The following is a 17,028-nucleotide window of genomic DNA, read 5'->3' on the forward strand; positions in this document are numbered from 1 at the left end:
GCAATGGAAACCAAGAATATTATGATCGTTGGCGTGGGCGGCCAGGGCAGCCTGCTGGCCAGCAAGCTGCTGGGCCACCTGCTGATGGAGCAGGGCTATGACGTGAAGGTGTCCGAGGTACACGGCATGTCCCAGCGGGGCGGCAGCGTGGTCACCTATGTGCGCTATGGCGACAAGGTGGCCTCCCCCATCATCGACAAGGGCGAGGCGGACTTTATCGTCTCCTTCGAGCTGCTGGAGGCCGCCCGCTGGCTGGGCTTCCTCAAGCCCGACGGGCAGATCGTCACCTCCACCCAGCAGATCGACCCCATGCCCGTCATCACCGGCGCGGCGGCATACCCCCAGGACCTGGTGGCCAAGATGAAGGCCACCGGGGCCAAGGTGGACGCCCTGGACTGTCTGGCCCTGGCCGAGCAGGCCGGTTCCGCCAAGGCGGTGAACATCGTGCTGATGGGCCGCCTGTCCCACTATTTCGACCTGCCCGAGGAGGCCTGGCAGAAGTCTTTGGAGGCCATGGTCCCCGCCAAATTCCTGGAGCTGAACAAGAAGGCCTTCCAGCTGGGCAAGAACGCCTGATGAACGCCCTGCTTGTGGGGTTGGGCGGCGCAGTGGGGGCGGTGGGCCGCTATGGTCTTAGTCTGCTGCCCTGCCGCAGCGCATTTCCTCTGCTCACCCTGCTGACCAATTTGATCGGAGCCGTCCTCATCGGCTTTGTGGCCGGACTGGCGGGCCGGGAGCGCCTCTCCTCCGGCTGGACCCTGTTCTGGAAGACCGGCGTGTGCGGCGGCTTTACCACTTTTTCTACCTTTTCCCTGGAGAGCGTGACCCTGCTGCAGCGGGGCAGGACCGGACTGGCCCTGGCCTATATGGCACTGAGCGCCGGACTGTGTCTAGCGGGGGTGCTGGCCGGACAGTGGCTCAGCCGCCGGGGCGTATAAGCCGCATTGAGCCCTTCGGGGCGGCCCGGCTGCAAAACAGAACGCACAAGCGAAGAAAGGATGATACCCATGGAGAGATATTTCCAGCCCGAGATCGAGTGCGCCTCTCGGGAACAGCTCAAAGCCTGGCAGGACGAGCGTCTGGTCAAGCAGGTGCGCCATGTGTGGGACAATGTCCCGTCCTACCGCAAGAAGATGGAGGAAAAGGGCGTGACTCCCGAGGACATCCAGTCCTCCGCCGACCTGTATAAGCTGCCCTTCACCTCCAAGGCCGACCTGCGGGACAACTATCCCGACGGACTGGTGGCGGTGCCCCGCTCCAAATGCGTGCGTGTCCACGCCACCTCCGGCACCACCGGAAAGCGGGTCATGGCCTTTTACACCCAGCACGACATCGACCTGTGGACCGACTGCTGCGCCCGTGCCATCACCGCCGTGGGCGGCAGCGAGGAGGACGTGTGTCAGATCGCCTATGGCTACGGGATGTTCACCGGCGGCATCGGCCTGGACCAGGGGTCCAGGCGGGTGGGCTGCCTCACCGTGCCCATCTCCTCGGGCAACACCGACCGTCAGATCCAGTTCATCCGTGACCTGGGGACCACCATCCTGTGCTGCACCCCCTCCTACGCCGCCTATCTGGGCGAGAGTATGCACGAGATGGGCATGACCCCCGACCAGATCCCCCTGAAGGCGGGCATCTTCGGTGCGGAGGCGTGGAGCGAGGAGATGCGCCAGGACATCCAGAATACGATGGGCATCAAGGCCTATGACATCTACGGACTCACCGAGCTGTCCGGTCCCGGCGTGGCCTTTGAGTGCTCCGCTCAGAGCGGGATGCACATCAACGAGGACCACTTCATCGCCGAGATCATCGACCCCGATACCGGCGAGGTGCTGCCCGAGGGGAGCAAGGGCGAGCTGGTGTTCACCTCCATCGACAAGGAGGCCTTCCCCCTGCTGCGCTACCGCACCCGGGATATCTGCATCCTCAAGCGGGAGAAGTGCTCCTGCGGCCGCACCCTGGTGAAGATGTGCAAGCCCATGGGCCGCTCTGATGATATGCTCATCATCCGGGGCGTGAACGTGTTCCCCTCTCAGATCGAGACGGTGCTGCTCAACCACGGCTACCCCGCAAACTATCAGATCATCGTGGGCCGGGTGAAATCCACTGACACCCTGGACGTGCATGTGGAGATGACCCCCGAGATGTTCACCGACAACGTGGGCGAGATCGAGCGCCGCCAGAAGCAGCTGGTGGACGGCCTGCGCGCCATGCTGGGCCTGGCCGCCAAGGTCACTCTGGTGGCCCCCAAGTCCATCGTCCGCAGCGAGGGCAAGGCGGTGCGTGTCATCGACAACCGTAAGATTTAAAACGAGGAGGAGATCAGGATGAGCATCAAACAGATTTCTGTCTTTGTGGAGAATAAGCCCGGTGCCTTGAGCGCCATGACCCAGGTGCTGGCCGAACAGGGCGTGGATATGCGGGCCCTGTCTCTGGCCGAGACCAAGGATTTCGGCATCGTCCGAATCATCGTGGACAAGGTGTACGAGGCCACCACCGCACTGAAGGACGCGGGCTATGTCCACTCCGTCACCCCCGTGGTGGGGGCCGCCATCCCCGATACCCCCGGCGGTCTGGACCAGGTGCTGCGGGTCCTGTCCGGGGCCGGGGTGAACGTGGAATACATGTACGCCTTTTTGGGCGGCAAGGACGTGGACCACGCCTATATGATCTTCCGGGTGGAGGACCCCGCCTCCGCCGAGTCCGCTCTGCACAAACACGGGATCCGTGTGGTGGACCAGGACGAGATGGACGGGCTGTAAGCCGACTCTCAAGCCAGATTCGCAAAAAATATCCACAGGGCCGGCCGGTCCTGTGGATATTTTTTATCTTTTGCTGTTATCAGGCGTCGATCTCCCGGATCAGGTTCACCATCTCCACGGCACCCAGGGCGCAGTCATAGCCCTTGTTGCCCGCCTTGGTCCCGGCGCGCTCGATGGCCTGCTCGATATTCTCGGTGGTCAGCACGCCGAACATCACGGGTACTCCCGTCTCCAGAGAGACGGAGGCCACGCCCTTGGACACCTCGCTGCACACATAGTCATAGTGGCTGGTGCTGCCCCGGATCACCGCGCCCAGGCAGATCACGGCATCATACTTGCCGCTGCGGGCCATTTTGGCGGCGATGACGGGGATCTCAAAGGCCCCGGGCACCCAAGCCACATGGATGTCCTCCTCCCGCACCTCGTGGCGCAGCAGGCCGTCCATGGCCCCGGACAGCAGCTTACTGGTGATGAACTCGTTGAACCGGGCGGCCACAATGCCCACCTTCATGCCGTGGGCGACTAACTTTCCTTCAAATGTCTTTGTCATATCGATCTTCCTCTCCAGATTTTTCTTTTCTGTAGGGGCGGATGTCCTCATCCGCCCGGCGTTGATACATTCGGTTATGCGGGCGGATGATATCCGCCCCTACTGTTACTGTTTTCTATCTTTCAATTTGTCATTGCGAGGAACCCCAAAGGGGTGACGCGGCAATCCGCTCTCTGCGCCAACGTGGGGACGGATTGCCACGTCGCTTCGCTCCTCGCAATGACAGCGTAGGATCAATAATTCACCAGATGGCCCATCCGCTTCTGCTTGGTGCGCAGATAGAACAGGTCGTGGGTGTTGGCGTCCATCTGGATGGGCACCCGGCTGTTGATGTGCATGCCGAACTCAGCCAGCTGATACAGCTTGTCCGGGTTGTTGGTCAAAAGGCGCATGCTCTTCACCCCCAGGTCCCGCAGGATCTGGGCCCCGATATAATACTCCCGCTGGTCGGCGGCAAAGCCCAGGGCCAGGTTGGCCTCCAGGGTGTCCATCCCCTGCTCCTGCAGGGCATAGGCCTTCAGCTTGTTGATCAGGCCGATGCCCCGGCCCTCCTGGCGCATATACAGCAGGATGCCCCGGCCCTCTTTCTCGATCTGGCTCATGGCGGCGGCCAGCTGCTGGCCGCAGTCGCAGCGCAGGGAGCCGAAGGTGTCGCCGGTGAGACACTCGGAATGGACCCGGCACAGCACGTCCTCTCCGTCGCCGATGTCCCCCTTCACCAGGGCCACATGATGCTCGCCGTTCAGGCGGTTCACATAGCCATAGGCGGTAAAGTCCCCGTACTTGGTGGGCATGTGGACGGCGGCCTCCTGGTCCACCAGTTTCTCGTGGCACTTGCGATATTCCTGCAGGTCCTTGATGGTGATAAAGGTCAGGCCAAAGCGCTTTGCCAGCTCCATCAGCTCGGGGGTGCGCATCATGGTGCCGTCCTCCCGCATGATCTCGCAGCACAGTCCGCAGGCCTTCAGCCCCGCCAGACGACACAGGTCCACGGTGGCCTCGGTGTGGCCCTCCCGCTCCAGCACGCCGTTGGGCTTGGCCAGCAAGGGGAACATGTGCCCGGGGCGGCGGAAGTCCGACGGCTTGGCATCCTCGGCCACACAGGCCATGGCGGTCACGGACCGCTCGGCGGCGGAGATGCCGGTGGTGGTGTTGGCGGCGTCGATGGACACGGTAAAGGCCGTCTCGTGGTTGTCCGTGTTTTTGGAGACCATCTGGGGGATCTGCAGCTTCTCCACAAACTCCGCAGACATGGGCATACAGATCAGGCCCTTGCCGTGGGTGGCCATAAAGTTGATATTTTCCGTGGTGGCAAACTGGGCCGCACAGATAAAGTCGCCCTCGTTCTCCCGGTCCGGGTCGTCGGTGACCAGAATGATCTTGCCCGCCCGCAGGTCGGCCAGGGCCTCCTCCACTGTGTTGAACTGACTCATAATTCAAATCCTCCGATTCTCCTCGCCGTCCCCATGAAAGGGGGATGGCTGAGGGATTTTTGTTTAAAATCCGTGTTTCGACAGAAATTCCATGGTCAATTTGCTCTCTTTGGTTTTGAGCTCCGGGGTGGGACGAAGCAGCCGCTCCACATATTTGCCAATGATATCGCTCTCCAGATTCACCCGGTCGCCTACCCGGCGCCGGCCCAGCAGGGTGACGGCGGCGGTGTGGGGGATGACGGAGACGGCGAACCGGTCCGGCTCCACCCGGGCCACCGTCAGGCTGATGCCGTCGATGGCGATGGAGCCCTTCTCCACCACATAGCGCAGCACCTGCTCCGGTGCCGTTATGGTAAACCAAATGGCGTTGTCGTCCTGTTCGATGGCGGTGATGGTGCCCACGCCGTCCACATGCCCGGCCACGATGTGCCCGCCGAAGCGGCCGTCTGCCGCCATGGCCCGCTCCAGATTCACCGGGCTGCCCGGGCCCAGCCCCGCCAGAGAGGAGCGGTCCAGGGTCTCGTGCATCACGTCGGCGGTGAAGCCGTGACCGGTGAGGCTGGTGGCTGTCAGGCACACCCCGTTTACCGCCACGCTGTCGCCGATCTTCAAATCGCTTAAAATTGCCTCCGCCCGGATGGCAAGTATGGCGGAGACCCGGCCCCGGGTCACCCGCTCTACGGTGCCCAGTTCCTCAATGATGCCGGTAAACATCCCGGTCCACCTCGCTCTCCAGCAAAAAGTCCGCCCCGATCTGGGTGATCACAGTGTTTTTCAAAGGGAAGGCCGCCGCAGGGGCGTCCACGCCCCGGCCCTCCACCGGGGTCTTGGCCGTCCGCCCGCCAAAGAGCTTGGGGGCCACATAGGCCATCACGGCATCCACCACCCCCTGGTCCAGAGCCGACCAGTTCAGGGTGCCTCCCCCCTCCAGCAGGACGGAGTCGATCTCCTGCTTCCCCAGGCAGTCCATCAGGGCGTTTAAGTCTACATGTCCGTCCCGCTCCGGCAGCACCAGCATTCGGCAGCCCGCCCGCTCATAGGGGGCCAGGCGCTCCGGGTCGGCGCAGCAGGTGGCGATCCAGGTGGGGGTCTGCCCGGCGGTGGTCACCACCTGGGCGGTGAGGGGGGTGCGCAGATGGGTGTCACAGACCACCCGGATGGGGTCACGCCCTCCCGGCAGACGGCAGGTGAGCCTGGGGTCGTCGGCGATCACCGTGCCCACCCCGGCCATGATCGCCCGGTGGCGGTGGCGCAGGGTCTGGACGTGCTGCCGGGCCTCCTCTCCGGTGACCCATTGGGAGGCTCCGGTGTGGGCGGCGATCTTCCCGTCCATCGTCATGGCGTACTTCATCACCACATAGGGCCGCCCGGTGCTGATATACTTGAGAAAGGCCCGGTTGAGCCGGTCGCACTGGGCCTGCAGCACATGCTCCTCCACCTGAACGCCGTGTTCCCGCAGCAGGCGGTTCCCCTTCCCGGCCACCAGGGGGTTGGGATCGGGGGACCCCACCACCACCCGGGCGATGCCCGCCTTTAAGATGGCTTCGGTGCAGGGGGGCTGGCGGCCCTGGTGGCAGCAGGGCTCCAGCGTGACGTACAGCGTGGCTCCCGCCGGGTCGGCGGTACAGTTTTTCAGTGCGGCACGCTCAGCGTGGAGGTCGCCGCATCGGGCGTGATATCCCTGACCGATGATCTGATCGTCCTTTACGATGACAGCCCCCACCATGGGGTTTGGGCTGGTCCATCCGGCCCCCTGTTCCGCCAGCTTTAGGGCCAGGGCCATATATCGCTTATCTGTTTCCGTCATGCTTGCTGCGCTCCCTTCGGGGACGAAAAATGCCCCGGACCGATCAAGTCCAGGGCGGGGAACTGCCGACAAGCGCCCACGGTCCTCGCCGGGCGGCAACAAAAAAGCTCTGGAATACAAATTCCAGAGCCAAGGTCGCCGAAACCGGGATAGACCGGGTCTATCCTGCCATACGAAATCTTCTTTCATCCAGACTATACTGTCGGCTTCGGAATCTCACCGAATCATGCCTTACGGCTCGTGGGCTGTACCACCGGTGGGGAATTGCACCCCGCCCTGAAGACTGATATTTTCTTTTTCTGCCGTCAGTATACACAGGGAGCTTGTCCCTGTCAAGAGGGCTTTTCTTTCCTGTTTAGGATGCTGCCGTCAAATTTGGCCTATCCGTCCAATATTTCTTCCTGAAATTTTTTCATTTTAGACGTTTTTCGACCCGTTGGACCGCTGAAAAAATTTTCGCAGAAAACCTTTTGCCCCATGGCCGGATATGATATAATCGGGTAAAGTTAAGATTTTGGAGGAACCTGCCCATGCCCTATGCCCTGCTCGCCCTGGTCCTGGTGATCCTGGACCAGGTGGTGAAATATCTTGTCCTGACCTATATCCCCCTGGGTGGATATGTGCCCTTTTTGCCCCACATCGCCTGCCTGACCTATGTGCAGAACACCGGGGCCGCCTTCTCTATGTTCTCCCAGCACACCTGGATCTTGGCCCTCATCTCTCTGATCATGTCGGTGGTGCTGGCCGTTGCCCTGTGGAAAAATTTCTTTACCCACCCCTTGGGCAAGGTGACCCTTGCGCTGCTGCTGGCCGGGGCGGTGGGCAATCTCATCGACCGGACCCTGCGGGGCTTTGTGGTGGACATGTTCCAGCTGCTGTTTATGAACTTTGCCGTGTTCAACGTGGCCGACATCTGCGTGGTGGCGGGCGGCATTGCCGCCGCGGCCTATTATCTGCTGCTGGCCGACAAGCTGGAGCACAAGGAGGTGCCCCATGGGACCGCAGACGCTGATCGCTGACCGGGCCGGAGAGCGGGCGGACGCCTTTCTGGCCCGCACCGTCCCCGACCTGACCCGCTCCGCCGCCCAGCGTCTGCTGGAGGAGGGGGCCGTCACCGTAAACGGCGCAGCGGTGAAGAAAAACTATAAAACCAATCCCGGGGACCAGGTGGTCTTCACCCTGCCCGACCCGGAGCCCATCGACGTGCAGCCCCAGGACATCCCCCTGGACGTGGTGTTCGAGGACGACGACGTGATCGTGGTGAACAAGCCGGTGGGTCTGGTGGTCCACCCCGCCCCCGGCCACCCGGACGGCACTTTGGTCAACGCCCTGCTCTACCACTGCGGCAGCTCCCTGTCCGGCATCAACGGGGCCATCCGCCCGGGTATTGTCCACCGCATCGACCGGGACACCTCCGGTCTCATCATCGCCGCCAAAAACGACCGGGCCCACCTGGCCCTGGCCGCCCAGCTGCAGGACCACTCCCTGGCCCGGGTGTATGAGGCGGTGACGGTGGGCGGCCTGAAAGAGGACAGCGGCACGGTGAACGCCCCCATCGGCCGCCACCCGGTGGACCGCAAGCGCATGGCGGTGGACTGGAAGAATGGCCGCCCCGCCGTGACCCACTGGTCTGTGCTGGCCCGCTATGCCCTGGGCACCCATGTGGAGTGCCGCCTGGAGACGGGCCGCACCCACCAGATCCGGGTCCATATGGCCTCCGTCGGCCACCCCCTGCTGGGGGACACGGTGTACGGCAGCAAAAAGCCCTGGCCCGGCCTGGCGGGGCAGTGTCTCCACGCCCGTCGGCTGAAATTTGTCCACCCATCCACGGGCAAACTGGTGGAGCTGGAGTGTCCCTTGCCCGACTGGTTCCGGCGGGTGCTGCGGCAAGTTGACCGCTGAAGCTGCGCCCCCGGCCCCCGGTTTTCCGATTCAGGCCCTTTTACCCGCTCTCTTTGGGAGAGCGGGTATTTTCTTTTATACGGCCTCCGTCAGTTTTAACGAAAAATTTATATCTTAAAAACTTTCTTGATATATTATTGACAATTCCGTTTTGCCTGCTATACTAAAAATAGAGAGTGGCAATTCCGTAAATCGATGAGCAAGCGCCCGGTGCGGCGCAGAGAGGAGAGGAGCGCACACATGAAGACCTTTCTTTGGCGTATTTTCCCGGTGGTGCTCATCGCCGTCCGGGGTCTTTTAAAAAGCCGTCAAGCCTTGGCGATCCCTGTGGAGGTGGCGATCTATATAGCCCTGGTGGTCTGGACGGTCCACACCTTCCTGTGTCAGGTGTATCTGTGGCTGAAGAACCACGACCTGCTGCCCGATGTCTCTGCCCTGACGGCCCGCTGGTTCCGCTTTGGCTATGCCGGTCACACGGGGCAGGACGGCTTTACCAGCGGCGTGTTCCTGTTCATCTCCGCCCTGGTCATCCCGCTGGTGGCCTGGGGGTTCTGCCCGTTCTGACGGGATCTGTTCTTTTATTTCGCCCCTTTCCCCGGTCTCCGGCCCTGAGCCGGGGGCCGGGTTTTTTCTTGGCATATTCTTTATGGGCCGGCATAGAGATATGACAGGATGGGCCGCCCCCCTTCCCCGGTGCATTCGGCAATATATCTATTTTTGCTATTCATATTTTGTTAGAATTTTCGTGGATGGCGCTATTGCATTGCCGGACAAAAGCGTTTATACTTTAGCGTGGTAGTAGAAATATATTACATACGAAATACAATCGGAACGAGAGGCTTTCACCATGTCCGAGAATAATTCTGTCGCTGGGATCTTTTCCGGGCACGGGCAGATCAAAACACCCACCTATAAAGAGCAGGCCTATCGCCTGATCAAAGAGGCCATTCTCTATCAGCGCTTTCAGGCCGACACCATCTACTCCCAGGAGGCCATCTGTCAGGAGCTGGGCATCAGCCGTACCCCGGTGCGAGAGGCCCTGCTGGAGCTGCAGAAGGAGAATTACATCCGGTTCTGCCGGGGTAAGGGTATCCAGATCGTCTCCCTGGACGACCAGGCCATCCACGATATATTGGAAATGCGCATCTATCTGGAGATGGCCGGTGCTGAGCTTGCCGCCCAGCGGGCCACCAAGAGCGACCTTGACTATATCAGGGAATGTCTGGAGGCCAATCAGCGCCATCACAGCACCGACAACATCATCCAGAATTACCGCATCGACCACCAGTTCCACCGCTCTGTGGCCAAGGCGGCCCACAACGCCCTGCTTTACAACACACTGGACGATGTGCTCAACCACTATCTCCGGTTCGAGACCCTCACCGTCTATCAAAGCCAGACCTTTGCCCAGTCCATTGTGGATGAGCACCAGGCCCTGTACGAGGCGGTAAAAAACCGGAACGCTCAACAGGCCCGGCAGGCCGCCGCCTCTCATCTTGAAAATGCATACCGCCGTACCTTAGGCAACTATTGGACCAAGAAGCCGTAAAATAGCCGTCCCCAGCCAGACGGCTTTTTACCTGTGATGTGTAATATATTACATATTTCATATCGTGAAACAAAACACACTTCCACCCGGAAACCGGTGGATGTTTTAGAGGTGAACGCTATGGCAGAACAGAAAGATCAGTACATGTGGCCGTCCCACTGGGGCCGCCCGGTCGCTCACGGCCCCTATGGCGCGGTGAGCAGCAACAGTATCTATGCCACGCGGGCCGGACTTGAGATCCTGCGGCAGGGCGGAAACGCCTTTGATGCCTCCGCCGCCGTATCCCTGGCCCTGTCTGTGGTGGAGCCCCACCACTCCGGCATCGGCGGCGGCTGTTTCAGCCTGATCTACAGCGCCAAGGACAACGCGTTCCACTCGGTAGACGGCCGGGGCGTGGCCCCCCAGAACGCCAAAGAGGACCTGTTCCTGAAGGACGGCGTGGTACAGGACGAGTGGAAGGACCTGGGTGGACAATCGGTGGCCATTCCCGGCCTGTTGAAAACCCTGGAGGTCATGCTGGAGAAATACGGCACCATGACCCTCTCCCAGGTGATGGCCCCCGCCATCCGTCTGGCGGAGGAGGGCTTTGGCACCAGCTTCACCGGCGCGCTGACCATGGACGACGACTCCGTCCAGCGCAAGCTCAAGCTGTCTGAGTCCATGCGCAAGCTGTATCTCAAGCCGGATGGCAGCTATTACCGCTTCGGCGAGGTGCAGAAGAACCCGGAGATGGCCACTCTGTTGAAAAACATCGCCGAACAGGGTACGGACTACTTCTATCGGGGCAAGGTGGCCCAGGATCTGGTGGAGCTCATCAACCAGCGGGGCGGCTGCTTCACCACCGACGACCTGGCAAACTACACCCCCAAATTCCGCCAGCCCGTCCGCTCTGCCTACCGCGACTGCGAGGTGGTGGCCTTCGCCCCTCCCAGCGGCGGCTGCGCCGTGGTAGAAATGCTGAACATCCTGGAGCACAGCGACCTGAAGGCCATGGGCCACAACACGGCGGACAGCCTGCACGCCCTGGCCGAGGCCATCAAGCTGGGCTTTGCAGACCGGAGCGAGGCCCTGGGCGACCCGGACTTTGTCCACGTGGACACCGACCGGCTGGTCTCCAAGACGTTTGCCGCCCAGCGCTTTGCCCAGAGCGGGGCGCGGGCCCAGGATTACGCCGCGGCGGAGAACATCGCCGCCAAGGACTATCCCGGCAACACCTCTCACTTTGCGGTGATGGACCGCTTCGGCAACGCCGTCTCCCAGACCCAGACCGTTCGGGACTGGTTCGGCTGCGGCATCGTGGTGGGCGGCTATGGCTTTGTGCTGAACAACGCCATGTCCGACTTCTCCGCGGCGGTGGGAGCCCTCACCAGTCAGGGGCTGACCTATGGCAGTGCCAACGCCATCCAGGGCGGCAAGACCCCCCTGTCCAGCATGTCCCCCTGCATGGTCCTGCGGGACGGCAGGCCCTTCCTGGCCATTGGCGCGGCGGGCGGGCCCCGCATCATCACCGGCACCCTGCAGGGCATCGTGAACGCGGTGGACTATGGCATGACCCCCGAACGGCTGGTCAACCTGCCTTACATCCACGTGATCACCAACGCCCAGGGCCTTGAGGTGGAATACGGCATCTCCGAGGACACCCTCAAGCTGCTGGAGGCCCGGGGGCACCACCTGGTGCGCAACACCGTGGACCAGGCCATGAGCACCATGCTCAACAGCGTGATGAGAGTGGACGGCGATTACTACGCCGCCGGAACCGGCCGGGTAGACGGCTGCGGCGGTGCCCTTCTCCCAGACGGCAGCGCCGTTCTGGAGGGAGTCAGTCAGGAGATCTGACCGGCCCGGCTGCGGGCTCGGTCTGATTGATAAACGGCAGAGAAACAAATTTATATTGGAGGTTTTAAAATGAAAAGAATCATCGCTTTGGCCCTGTCCCTGGTGACGGTCATGTCCCTGGCCGCCTGCGGCGGCAAGACTTCCGGCGGCGACAACAGCGCTGCTGCTTCCAGTGGCAGCGGCGATGGCAAGGTCTATAAGATCACCTATGCCAACACCGTTGCCGATTCCAACCCCCAGGCCATCAACGCCAAGTATATGGCCGACCGGATGAAAGAGCTCAGCAACGGCCGCATTGAGATGACCGTGTTCAACAACAACAAGCTGGGCGCGTTCAGCGACTGCTTCCAGCAGATGCAGCAGCCTAATGGCACCGTGCAGATGGGCGACGTGTCCTCCGCCTCCGTCACCCAGTTCTCTGACCTGTACACCCCCTTCGCCCTGCCCTTCCTGTTCTCCAGCAAGGAGCAGTCCTTCGATTACTTTGACAACGGCGAGACCGTGAAGGCCATTGAGGACCAGTTCCTGAAGGACACCAACGTCCGCGTGCTGGGCTATTTCTACAACGATGCCCGCGCTCTGACCAACTCCAAGCACGCCGTGGCCACTCCCGCCGACTGCGCCGGCCTGAAGCTGCGCGTGATGACCTCTGACGTGTACATCAAGACCTTCGAGGCCCTGAACGCCGCCCCCGTCTCCATGCAGTTCTCCGAGCTGTTCAGCGCGCTGCAGCAGGGTGCCGTGGATGGCCAGGACAACGGCCTGATCCTGTCCATGGACTCTAAGTTCAACGAGGTCCAGGGCTATTACACCGACCTGGGCCACGTCCAGGATACCTCCGTCATCTTTATCTCCGAGGCCTTCTATCAGAGCCTGCCCGAGGACCTGCAGCAGGTGGTGGTCCAGGCCGCTCAGGAGGCCGTGGCCAAGGAGCGCCAGGACTATGCTGACAAGCTGGATTCCTATCTGGACGAGATGAAGAAGACCATGGATGTCACCATCCTCACCGACGACCAGCGCGCCGCCTTTAAGGACGCCTGCCAGCCCGTGTACGACTGGTACCGCGGCCAGTATCCCCAGTATGATCTGGATGCCATCATGGCCGACATTGCCAACTATTGATTTTCCCGCTTCTCTGCCCTCATTCCCAAACAAGTATGACCCGCACCCCCGTCCGGCCCTGTACGCAGGCCGCGGATGGCACCCCGGCTGGGGTGCCATCCGCACCGGGCGGCGCACGAACGAATTTTCGCACTCGCATCTGTGTAATAGGGGAAAAGTACTATGAAACTATTGAAATTTTTAGACGAGCGCCTGGAAGAAATGATCTGCGTGTTCGTCTTGGCAGCGATGACGCTGGTCATTTTCATCCAGATCATCATCCGTGCCATCAGCGTGTATGTGACGATACCCATGGCCTGGACCGAGGAGATCGGACGTTATCTCTTCATCTATGCCGTATATGTGGGCGCGGCCTATGCCACCCGCCGCCGGGCACACCAGAAGGTGGACATCTTCCCCATCCTCTGCGGTGACACCGGAAAGCTGATCTTCAATCTGATCGGCGACGTAGGCGTGCTGGTCTTTGCCGCCGCCATGACGTTCTACGGCTGGCAGACACTGCAGCACGTGGCCTTTGATTATGTGCAGTATGCCCCTGCCACCAAAATCAACATGGGTTATGCGTATGCCGGCCCTGTGCTCGGTATGCTTTTGTGCGCCTTCCGTTCCATTGAAAACGTTGTGTTCCACATCAAGTCCTATCGTCAGCTGTGCAAGGGCACGAAGGGTACAGAGGGAGGTGCTGTCTGATGGGTGCAATGATCATTCTTATCGTGTTCCTGCTGTGCGTGTTTACCTCGGTGCCCATCGGCTTCTCCATCGGCCTGTCCGTGGTGGCCTATGCCCTGGCCACCGGGTCGGTGAACATGGGATACATCGCCTCCGGCCTGTTCGCCTCCTGCGACTCCTTCCCCCTGATGGCCATTCCCTTCTTCATCCTGTCCGGGGCCCTGATGGAGGGCGGCGGCCTGTCCAAGCGGCTGGTGCTGTTCTTTGACTCTCTGGTGGGCCACCTCACCGGCGGTCTGGCCATCGTCACCGTCATCACCTGCATGTTCTTCGGTGCCATCTCCGGCTCCGGGCCTGCCACTACAGCCGCTGTGGGCGCTATCATGGTCCCCACCATGGTGGAAAAGGGCTATGACAAGAAGTTCGCCATGGCCCTGGTGGCAGCCTCCGGCTGTTTGGGTGTCATCATCCCCCCCAGCATCCCCATGGTTTCCTACGGCATTTCCGTGAACGCCTCCATCGCCACCATGTTCATGGGCGGCTTTATGCCCGGCATCATCCTGGGCCTGCTGCTCATCATCACTGCCGTGCTCTCCTGCAAGAAACACGGCTTCACCGGCAACGGCGAGCAGTTCAGCTGGGCCAAGGTGGCCGCCAACTTCAAGGATGCTTTCTGGGCCATTCTCTCCCCCGTTATCATCCTGGGCGGCATCTACAGCGGTATCTTCACCCCCACCGAGGCCGCCGTGGTCTCCGTGGTGTATGCCCTGCTGGTGGGCCTGTTCATCTACAAAGAACTGAACCTGAAGACCCTGTACGCCAAGTTTGCTGACGCTGCCTGCACCCACGGCACCGTGAACATCATCGTGGGCACCAGCACCATCCTGGGCCGCGTACTCACCCTGGAGCAGATCCCCGACATGGTCGCCACCTCCATGCTCAGCCTCACCGACAACAAGATCGTCATGCTGATGATCATCAACGTGCTGCTCCTCGCCTGTGGCTGCCTGCTGGAGACCAACTCCTCCATCCTCATCCTGGCCCCCATCCTGTACCCCGTGGTAGCCAACTTCGGCGTGGACATCGTCCACTTCGGCCTGATCATGGTGGTCAACCTGGCCATCGGCTTCATCACCCCGCCTGTGGGTGTCAACCTGTTCGTGGCCTGCGGCATCGGCAACATCCCCTTCGCTCAGCTGGTCAAAAAGATCATCCCCTTCCTGCTGGTGCTGCTGCTGGGCCTGCTGATCATCACCTATATCCCCGCCGTCAGCCTGACCATCCCCAGACTGCTGGGCTACGCCGGGTAAGGTCCTCCGGTATCCCAAAAGCCCAGACTCCTTGTTTTGAAGCAAAAGAGCTGCTGCGCAGGCGATCGTCTGTGCAGCAGCCCTTTTTCTCATCTGTCTTTTTCCCTGTACGGTTCTGTACTGTTCTGCTTGTCCAGAATAAAAAAAGAGACATTTGCCATAGGCAAATGTCTCTGGTACGCCCGAAGGGACTCGAACCCCCAACATTCAGAACCGGAATCTGACGCTCTATCCATTGAACTACGGACGCATCTCTATTGGATACTTTGATATTATAACAGAATTTTTTCTGATTGTAAAGGGGAAATTTTTGACGAAGCGGGGCAGCGCCCGGCACGAAAATTTAGCCTGGAAAATTAGCAAAGGGGATTGACAAGGCGGCTGGAATTATGCTATTATATCTAAGCTGACGTGAGAGAATACGCCGTCCATGCGGGTGTAGTTCAATGGTAGAATCCCAGCCTTCCAAGCTGGTCGCGTGGGTTCGATTCCCATCACCCGCTCCATATGCGCCTGTAGCTCAGGTGGATAGAGCAACTGCCTTCTAAGCAGTGGGTCAGGGGTTCGAGTCCCTTCAGGCGTGCCACTTTTTTAAAGCGGCAGACACAGCGCAGACGGATTCCCGAATACAGCGTTCCAGCCAGATATGGTGGGTATAGCTCAGTTGGTTAGAGCACCGGATTGTGGTTCCGGGTGTCGAGGGTTCGAATCCCTTTACCCACCCCACATATAAGGCGGAAGGGCCGGAGCTTCGGCTCCGGTCCTTCTTCCGTTTTCTTCGTCTCTTGCGGACATAGGGGTGTAGCCAAGTGGTAAGGCAAGGGACTTTGACTCCCTCACTCGCTGGTTCGAGTCCAGCCATCCCTGCCAACTCCTCACAGGCTTCATGTTCCTCATTTCCAAATCGAACCCGCTTCGCTGGGCTTCGATTTGGCAGAGGATACCTCAATTCAATACCTGACCCAGTAGCTCAGTTGGCAGAGCACCTGCCTTTTAAGCAGGGTGTCCGGAGTTCGAATCTCCGCTGGGTCACCAAAAAACGGAGCAAGCGTTTTATCGCTTGCTCTGTTTTTTTGCAATGGGGCGGCCTTGGCCGCCCGCGTCATTGCAAGAAGAGCATAGCCCGACGCGGCGATCCGTTCCAAAATAGTTGACCCCGGCGGCCCGCAGACCGCCGGGGTTTTGCTATCTTGGTCTGTCTTTACTTCTCCGTCAGCTTGACAAACTGCTGGAGCATCACGGCCATCTCGGCACGGGTGGCGTTCCAACTGCCGCCGGACAGGTTTTCTCCCACGCTGGACATCAGACCCCGCTGGACCACAAACTCTGCCGCATCGCTGAGGTCAAAAACCGCGCGGGTATCTGTCTCCCCATAGCGGACCCGGAAGGCATAGGTGGTCCTGGCGGTCAGATTGGTGGACTCCAGGGAAGTCTGCCATGCACTGCCGTTTTAGCTGTATTCAGCGTCCTCACCCGTCTCCAGCGCACGTAGGAATTGCTGAAAGGCTCAAGTTTGTTTTCTGTTCTTGTCGTCAGAACGCACAACATCTATGTCAGCATCAATTTACATTGCATTCTGTTTTTGCATGTATACTATAATATTTATTCAGTTGATTTATCAATAATGCTGCGATAAGATAATATCATCATCCAGCAAACTTGCAGCAGAAAGGAAGATGGAAGTTATGGCGAACAAGAAAATTGCGATCACCATCGACGACACCCGTATTGTGGCGGAGCTCTATGTAGACAAGGCCCCGGAGATCTGCAACATGATCCTGAGCAACCCCGGCCAGCGGGCCGTGGTTCAGCACGCCAAGTTGAACGGCCAGCTGATTTTCGGCACCCTGCCCTATCCCTGCGGCTTTGAGAACAAGTGCCGCGGCGGCGACCTGGATATGTTCGATCTGGCGTACTATCCCCCCCGTTGCCAGCTGTGCATCCCCTATGGTGTGTGCACCGACGAGCCCCTTCCCATCAGCCGTATCGGCCGCATCATCGAGGGCAAAGAGGCACTTCAGGTGGCCGGCATCAAAAACTGGCTGAAGCAGGGCAGCATCATGACCATTGTGGGCGAAGTGGAATAAG

Annotated in this window: 17 protein-coding genes, 6 tRNA genes and 1 riboswitch; of the genes, 18 read left to right on the plus strand and 5 right to left on the minus strand. The window is 60.3% G+C overall.

All coding sequences use genetic code 11. From position 1 onward, the window contains the following. Positions 1-3 precede the first annotated feature (3 nt). The 4 genes from H8S55_RS02000 (at position 4) to H8S55_RS02015 (ending at position 2,762) form a co-directional block, all read left to right on the plus strand. Entirely contained in the window at positions 4-576 is a 573-nt protein-coding gene (locus H8S55_RS02000) for an indolepyruvate oxidoreductase subunit beta (RefSeq protein WP_147561915.1), read from the plus strand. Continuing rightward, entirely contained in the window at positions 576-938 is a 363-nt protein-coding gene (gene crcB / locus H8S55_RS02005; protein ID WP_186877584.1) for a fluoride efflux transporter CrcB, read from the plus strand. Before H8S55_RS02000 ends, crcB begins: the two co-directional genes overlap by 1 nt. A gap of 69 nt (positions 939-1,007) precedes the next feature. After that, positions 1,008-2,309: a phenylacetate--CoA ligase family protein gene (locus tag H8S55_RS02010; RefSeq protein WP_186877585.1), complete on the plus strand. Its 1,302-nt coding sequence runs from the start codon at positions 1,008-1,010 to the stop codon at positions 2,307-2,309. Positions 2,310-2,327: 18 nt separating this feature from the next. Further along, the gene (locus H8S55_RS02015) at positions 2,328-2,762 is read left to right on the plus strand and encodes an ACT domain-containing protein (RefSeq protein ID WP_186877586.1); all 435 of its coding nucleotides are present in this window, start codon (positions 2,328-2,330) and stop codon (positions 2,760-2,762) included. A gap of 79 nt (positions 2,763-2,841) precedes the next feature. Here the strand turns inward: H8S55_RS02015 and ribH are convergent, their stop codons facing one another. The 4 genes from ribH to ribD form a co-directional block, all read right to left on the minus strand. Next, on the minus strand, positions 2,842-3,312 hold the full coding sequence (gene ribH / locus H8S55_RS02020; protein ID WP_186877587.1) for a 6,7-dimethyl-8-ribityllumazine synthase: 471 nt from the start codon (positions 3,310-3,312) through the stop codon (positions 2,842-2,844). A gap of 233 nt (positions 3,313-3,545) precedes the next feature. Beyond that, positions 3,546-4,745: a bifunctional 3,4-dihydroxy-2-butanone-4-phosphate synthase/GTP cyclohydrolase II gene (locus H8S55_RS02025; protein WP_186877588.1), complete on the minus strand. Its 1,200-nt coding sequence runs from the start codon at positions 4,743-4,745 to the stop codon at positions 3,546-3,548. A 63-nt stretch (positions 4,746-4,808) separates the two neighbouring features. Further along, on the minus strand, positions 4,809-5,459 hold the full coding sequence (locus tag H8S55_RS02030; protein WP_186877589.1) for a riboflavin synthase: 651 nt from the start codon (positions 5,457-5,459) through the stop codon (positions 4,809-4,811). Continuing rightward, positions 5,440-6,552: a bifunctional diaminohydroxyphosphoribosylaminopyrimidine deaminase/5-amino-6-(5-phosphoribosylamino)uracil reductase RibD gene (ribD, locus tag H8S55_RS02035; RefSeq protein ID WP_186877590.1), complete on the minus strand. Its 1,113-nt coding sequence runs from the start codon at positions 6,550-6,552 to the stop codon at positions 5,440-5,442. Before ribD ends, H8S55_RS02030 begins: the two co-directional genes overlap by 20 nt. 173 nt (positions 6,553-6,725) lie before the next feature. Next, positions 6,726-6,840: riboswitch (FMN riboswitch) on the minus strand. A gap of 242 nt (positions 6,841-7,082) precedes the next feature. Here ribD and lspA point away from each other — a divergent pair. The 8 genes from lspA (at position 7,083) to H8S55_RS02075 (ending at position 14,940) form a co-directional block, all read left to right on the plus strand. Further along, positions 7,083-7,571 carry a signal peptidase II gene (gene lspA, locus H8S55_RS02040; protein ID WP_186877591.1) on the plus strand — a complete coding sequence of 163 codons (489 nt, stop codon included), beginning with the start codon at positions 7,083-7,085 and terminating at the stop codon, positions 7,569-7,571. After that, positions 7,546-8,454 (plus strand): RluA family pseudouridine synthase, encoded by a 909-nt coding sequence (locus H8S55_RS02045; RefSeq protein ID WP_186877592.1) that lies wholly within the window; start codon positions 7,546-7,548, stop codon positions 8,452-8,454. Before lspA ends, H8S55_RS02045 begins: the two co-directional genes overlap by 26 nt. A gap of 240 nt (positions 8,455-8,694) precedes the next feature. Next, positions 8,695-9,018, plus strand: coding sequence for a hypothetical protein (locus tag H8S55_RS02050; RefSeq protein WP_186877593.1), 324 nt, complete (start codon positions 8,695-8,697; stop codon positions 9,016-9,018). A gap of 283 nt (positions 9,019-9,301) precedes the next feature. Then, positions 9,302-10,003, plus strand: coding sequence for a GntR family transcriptional regulator (locus H8S55_RS02055; RefSeq protein ID WP_186877594.1), 702 nt, complete (start codon positions 9,302-9,304; stop codon positions 10,001-10,003). 120 nt (positions 10,004-10,123) lie between these two features. After that, on the plus strand, positions 10,124-11,839 hold the full coding sequence (ggt, locus tag H8S55_RS02060; protein WP_186877595.1) for a gamma-glutamyltransferase: 1,716 nt from the start codon (positions 10,124-10,126) through the stop codon (positions 11,837-11,839). A 69-nt stretch (positions 11,840-11,908) separates the two neighbouring features. Next, positions 11,909-12,961 carry a TRAP transporter substrate-binding protein gene (locus tag H8S55_RS02065; protein WP_186877596.1) on the plus strand — a complete coding sequence of 351 codons (1,053 nt, stop codon included), beginning with the start codon at positions 11,909-11,911 and terminating at the stop codon, positions 12,959-12,961. Positions 12,962-13,123: 162 nt separating this feature from the next. Next, positions 13,124-13,651, plus strand: coding sequence for a TRAP transporter small permease (locus tag H8S55_RS02070; protein WP_186877597.1), 528 nt, complete (start codon positions 13,124-13,126; stop codon positions 13,649-13,651). Then, positions 13,651-14,940, plus strand: a complete 1,290-nt coding sequence (locus tag H8S55_RS02075; protein ID WP_186877598.1) for a TRAP transporter large permease — start codon at positions 13,651-13,653, stop codon at positions 14,938-14,940. The genes H8S55_RS02070 and H8S55_RS02075 overlap by 1 nt, the downstream gene beginning before the upstream one ends. 174 nt (positions 14,941-15,114) lie before the next feature. Here the strand turns inward: H8S55_RS02075 and H8S55_RS02080 are convergent. Next, positions 15,115-15,190 (minus strand) — tRNA-Arg (locus H8S55_RS02080). A 182-nt stretch (positions 15,191-15,372) separates the two neighbouring features. Between H8S55_RS02080 and H8S55_RS02085 the strand changes: the two genes are divergently transcribed. The 6 genes from H8S55_RS02085 (at position 15,373) to H8S55_RS02110 (ending at position 17,027) form a co-directional block, all read left to right on the plus strand. Beyond that, positions 15,373-15,446: transfer RNA gene (locus H8S55_RS02085), tRNA-Gly, on the plus strand. Between the two features lie 3 nt (positions 15,447-15,449). Then, positions 15,450-15,526: transfer RNA gene (locus H8S55_RS02090), tRNA-Arg, on the plus strand. A gap of 63 nt (positions 15,527-15,589) precedes the next feature. Beyond that, positions 15,590-15,666 (plus strand) — tRNA-His (locus H8S55_RS02095). A gap of 69 nt (positions 15,667-15,735) precedes the next feature. Continuing rightward, positions 15,736-15,810, plus strand: a tRNA-Gln gene (locus H8S55_RS02100). A gap of 89 nt (positions 15,811-15,899) precedes the next feature. Continuing rightward, positions 15,900-15,975 (plus strand) — tRNA-Lys (locus H8S55_RS02105). A 650-nt stretch (positions 15,976-16,625) separates the two neighbouring features. Beyond that, a complete protein-coding gene (locus tag H8S55_RS02110; protein ID WP_186877599.1) occupies positions 16,626-17,027 on the plus strand; it encodes a hypothetical protein in 402 nt (133 codons plus the stop codon). Position 17,028 lies beyond the last annotated feature (1 nt).

Origin of the sequence: Flintibacter faecis (genome assembly GCF_014287875.1) — a bacterium.
Taxonomy (GTDB): domain Bacteria; phylum Bacillota; class Clostridia; order Oscillospirales; family Oscillospiraceae; genus Lawsonibacter; species Lawsonibacter faecis_A.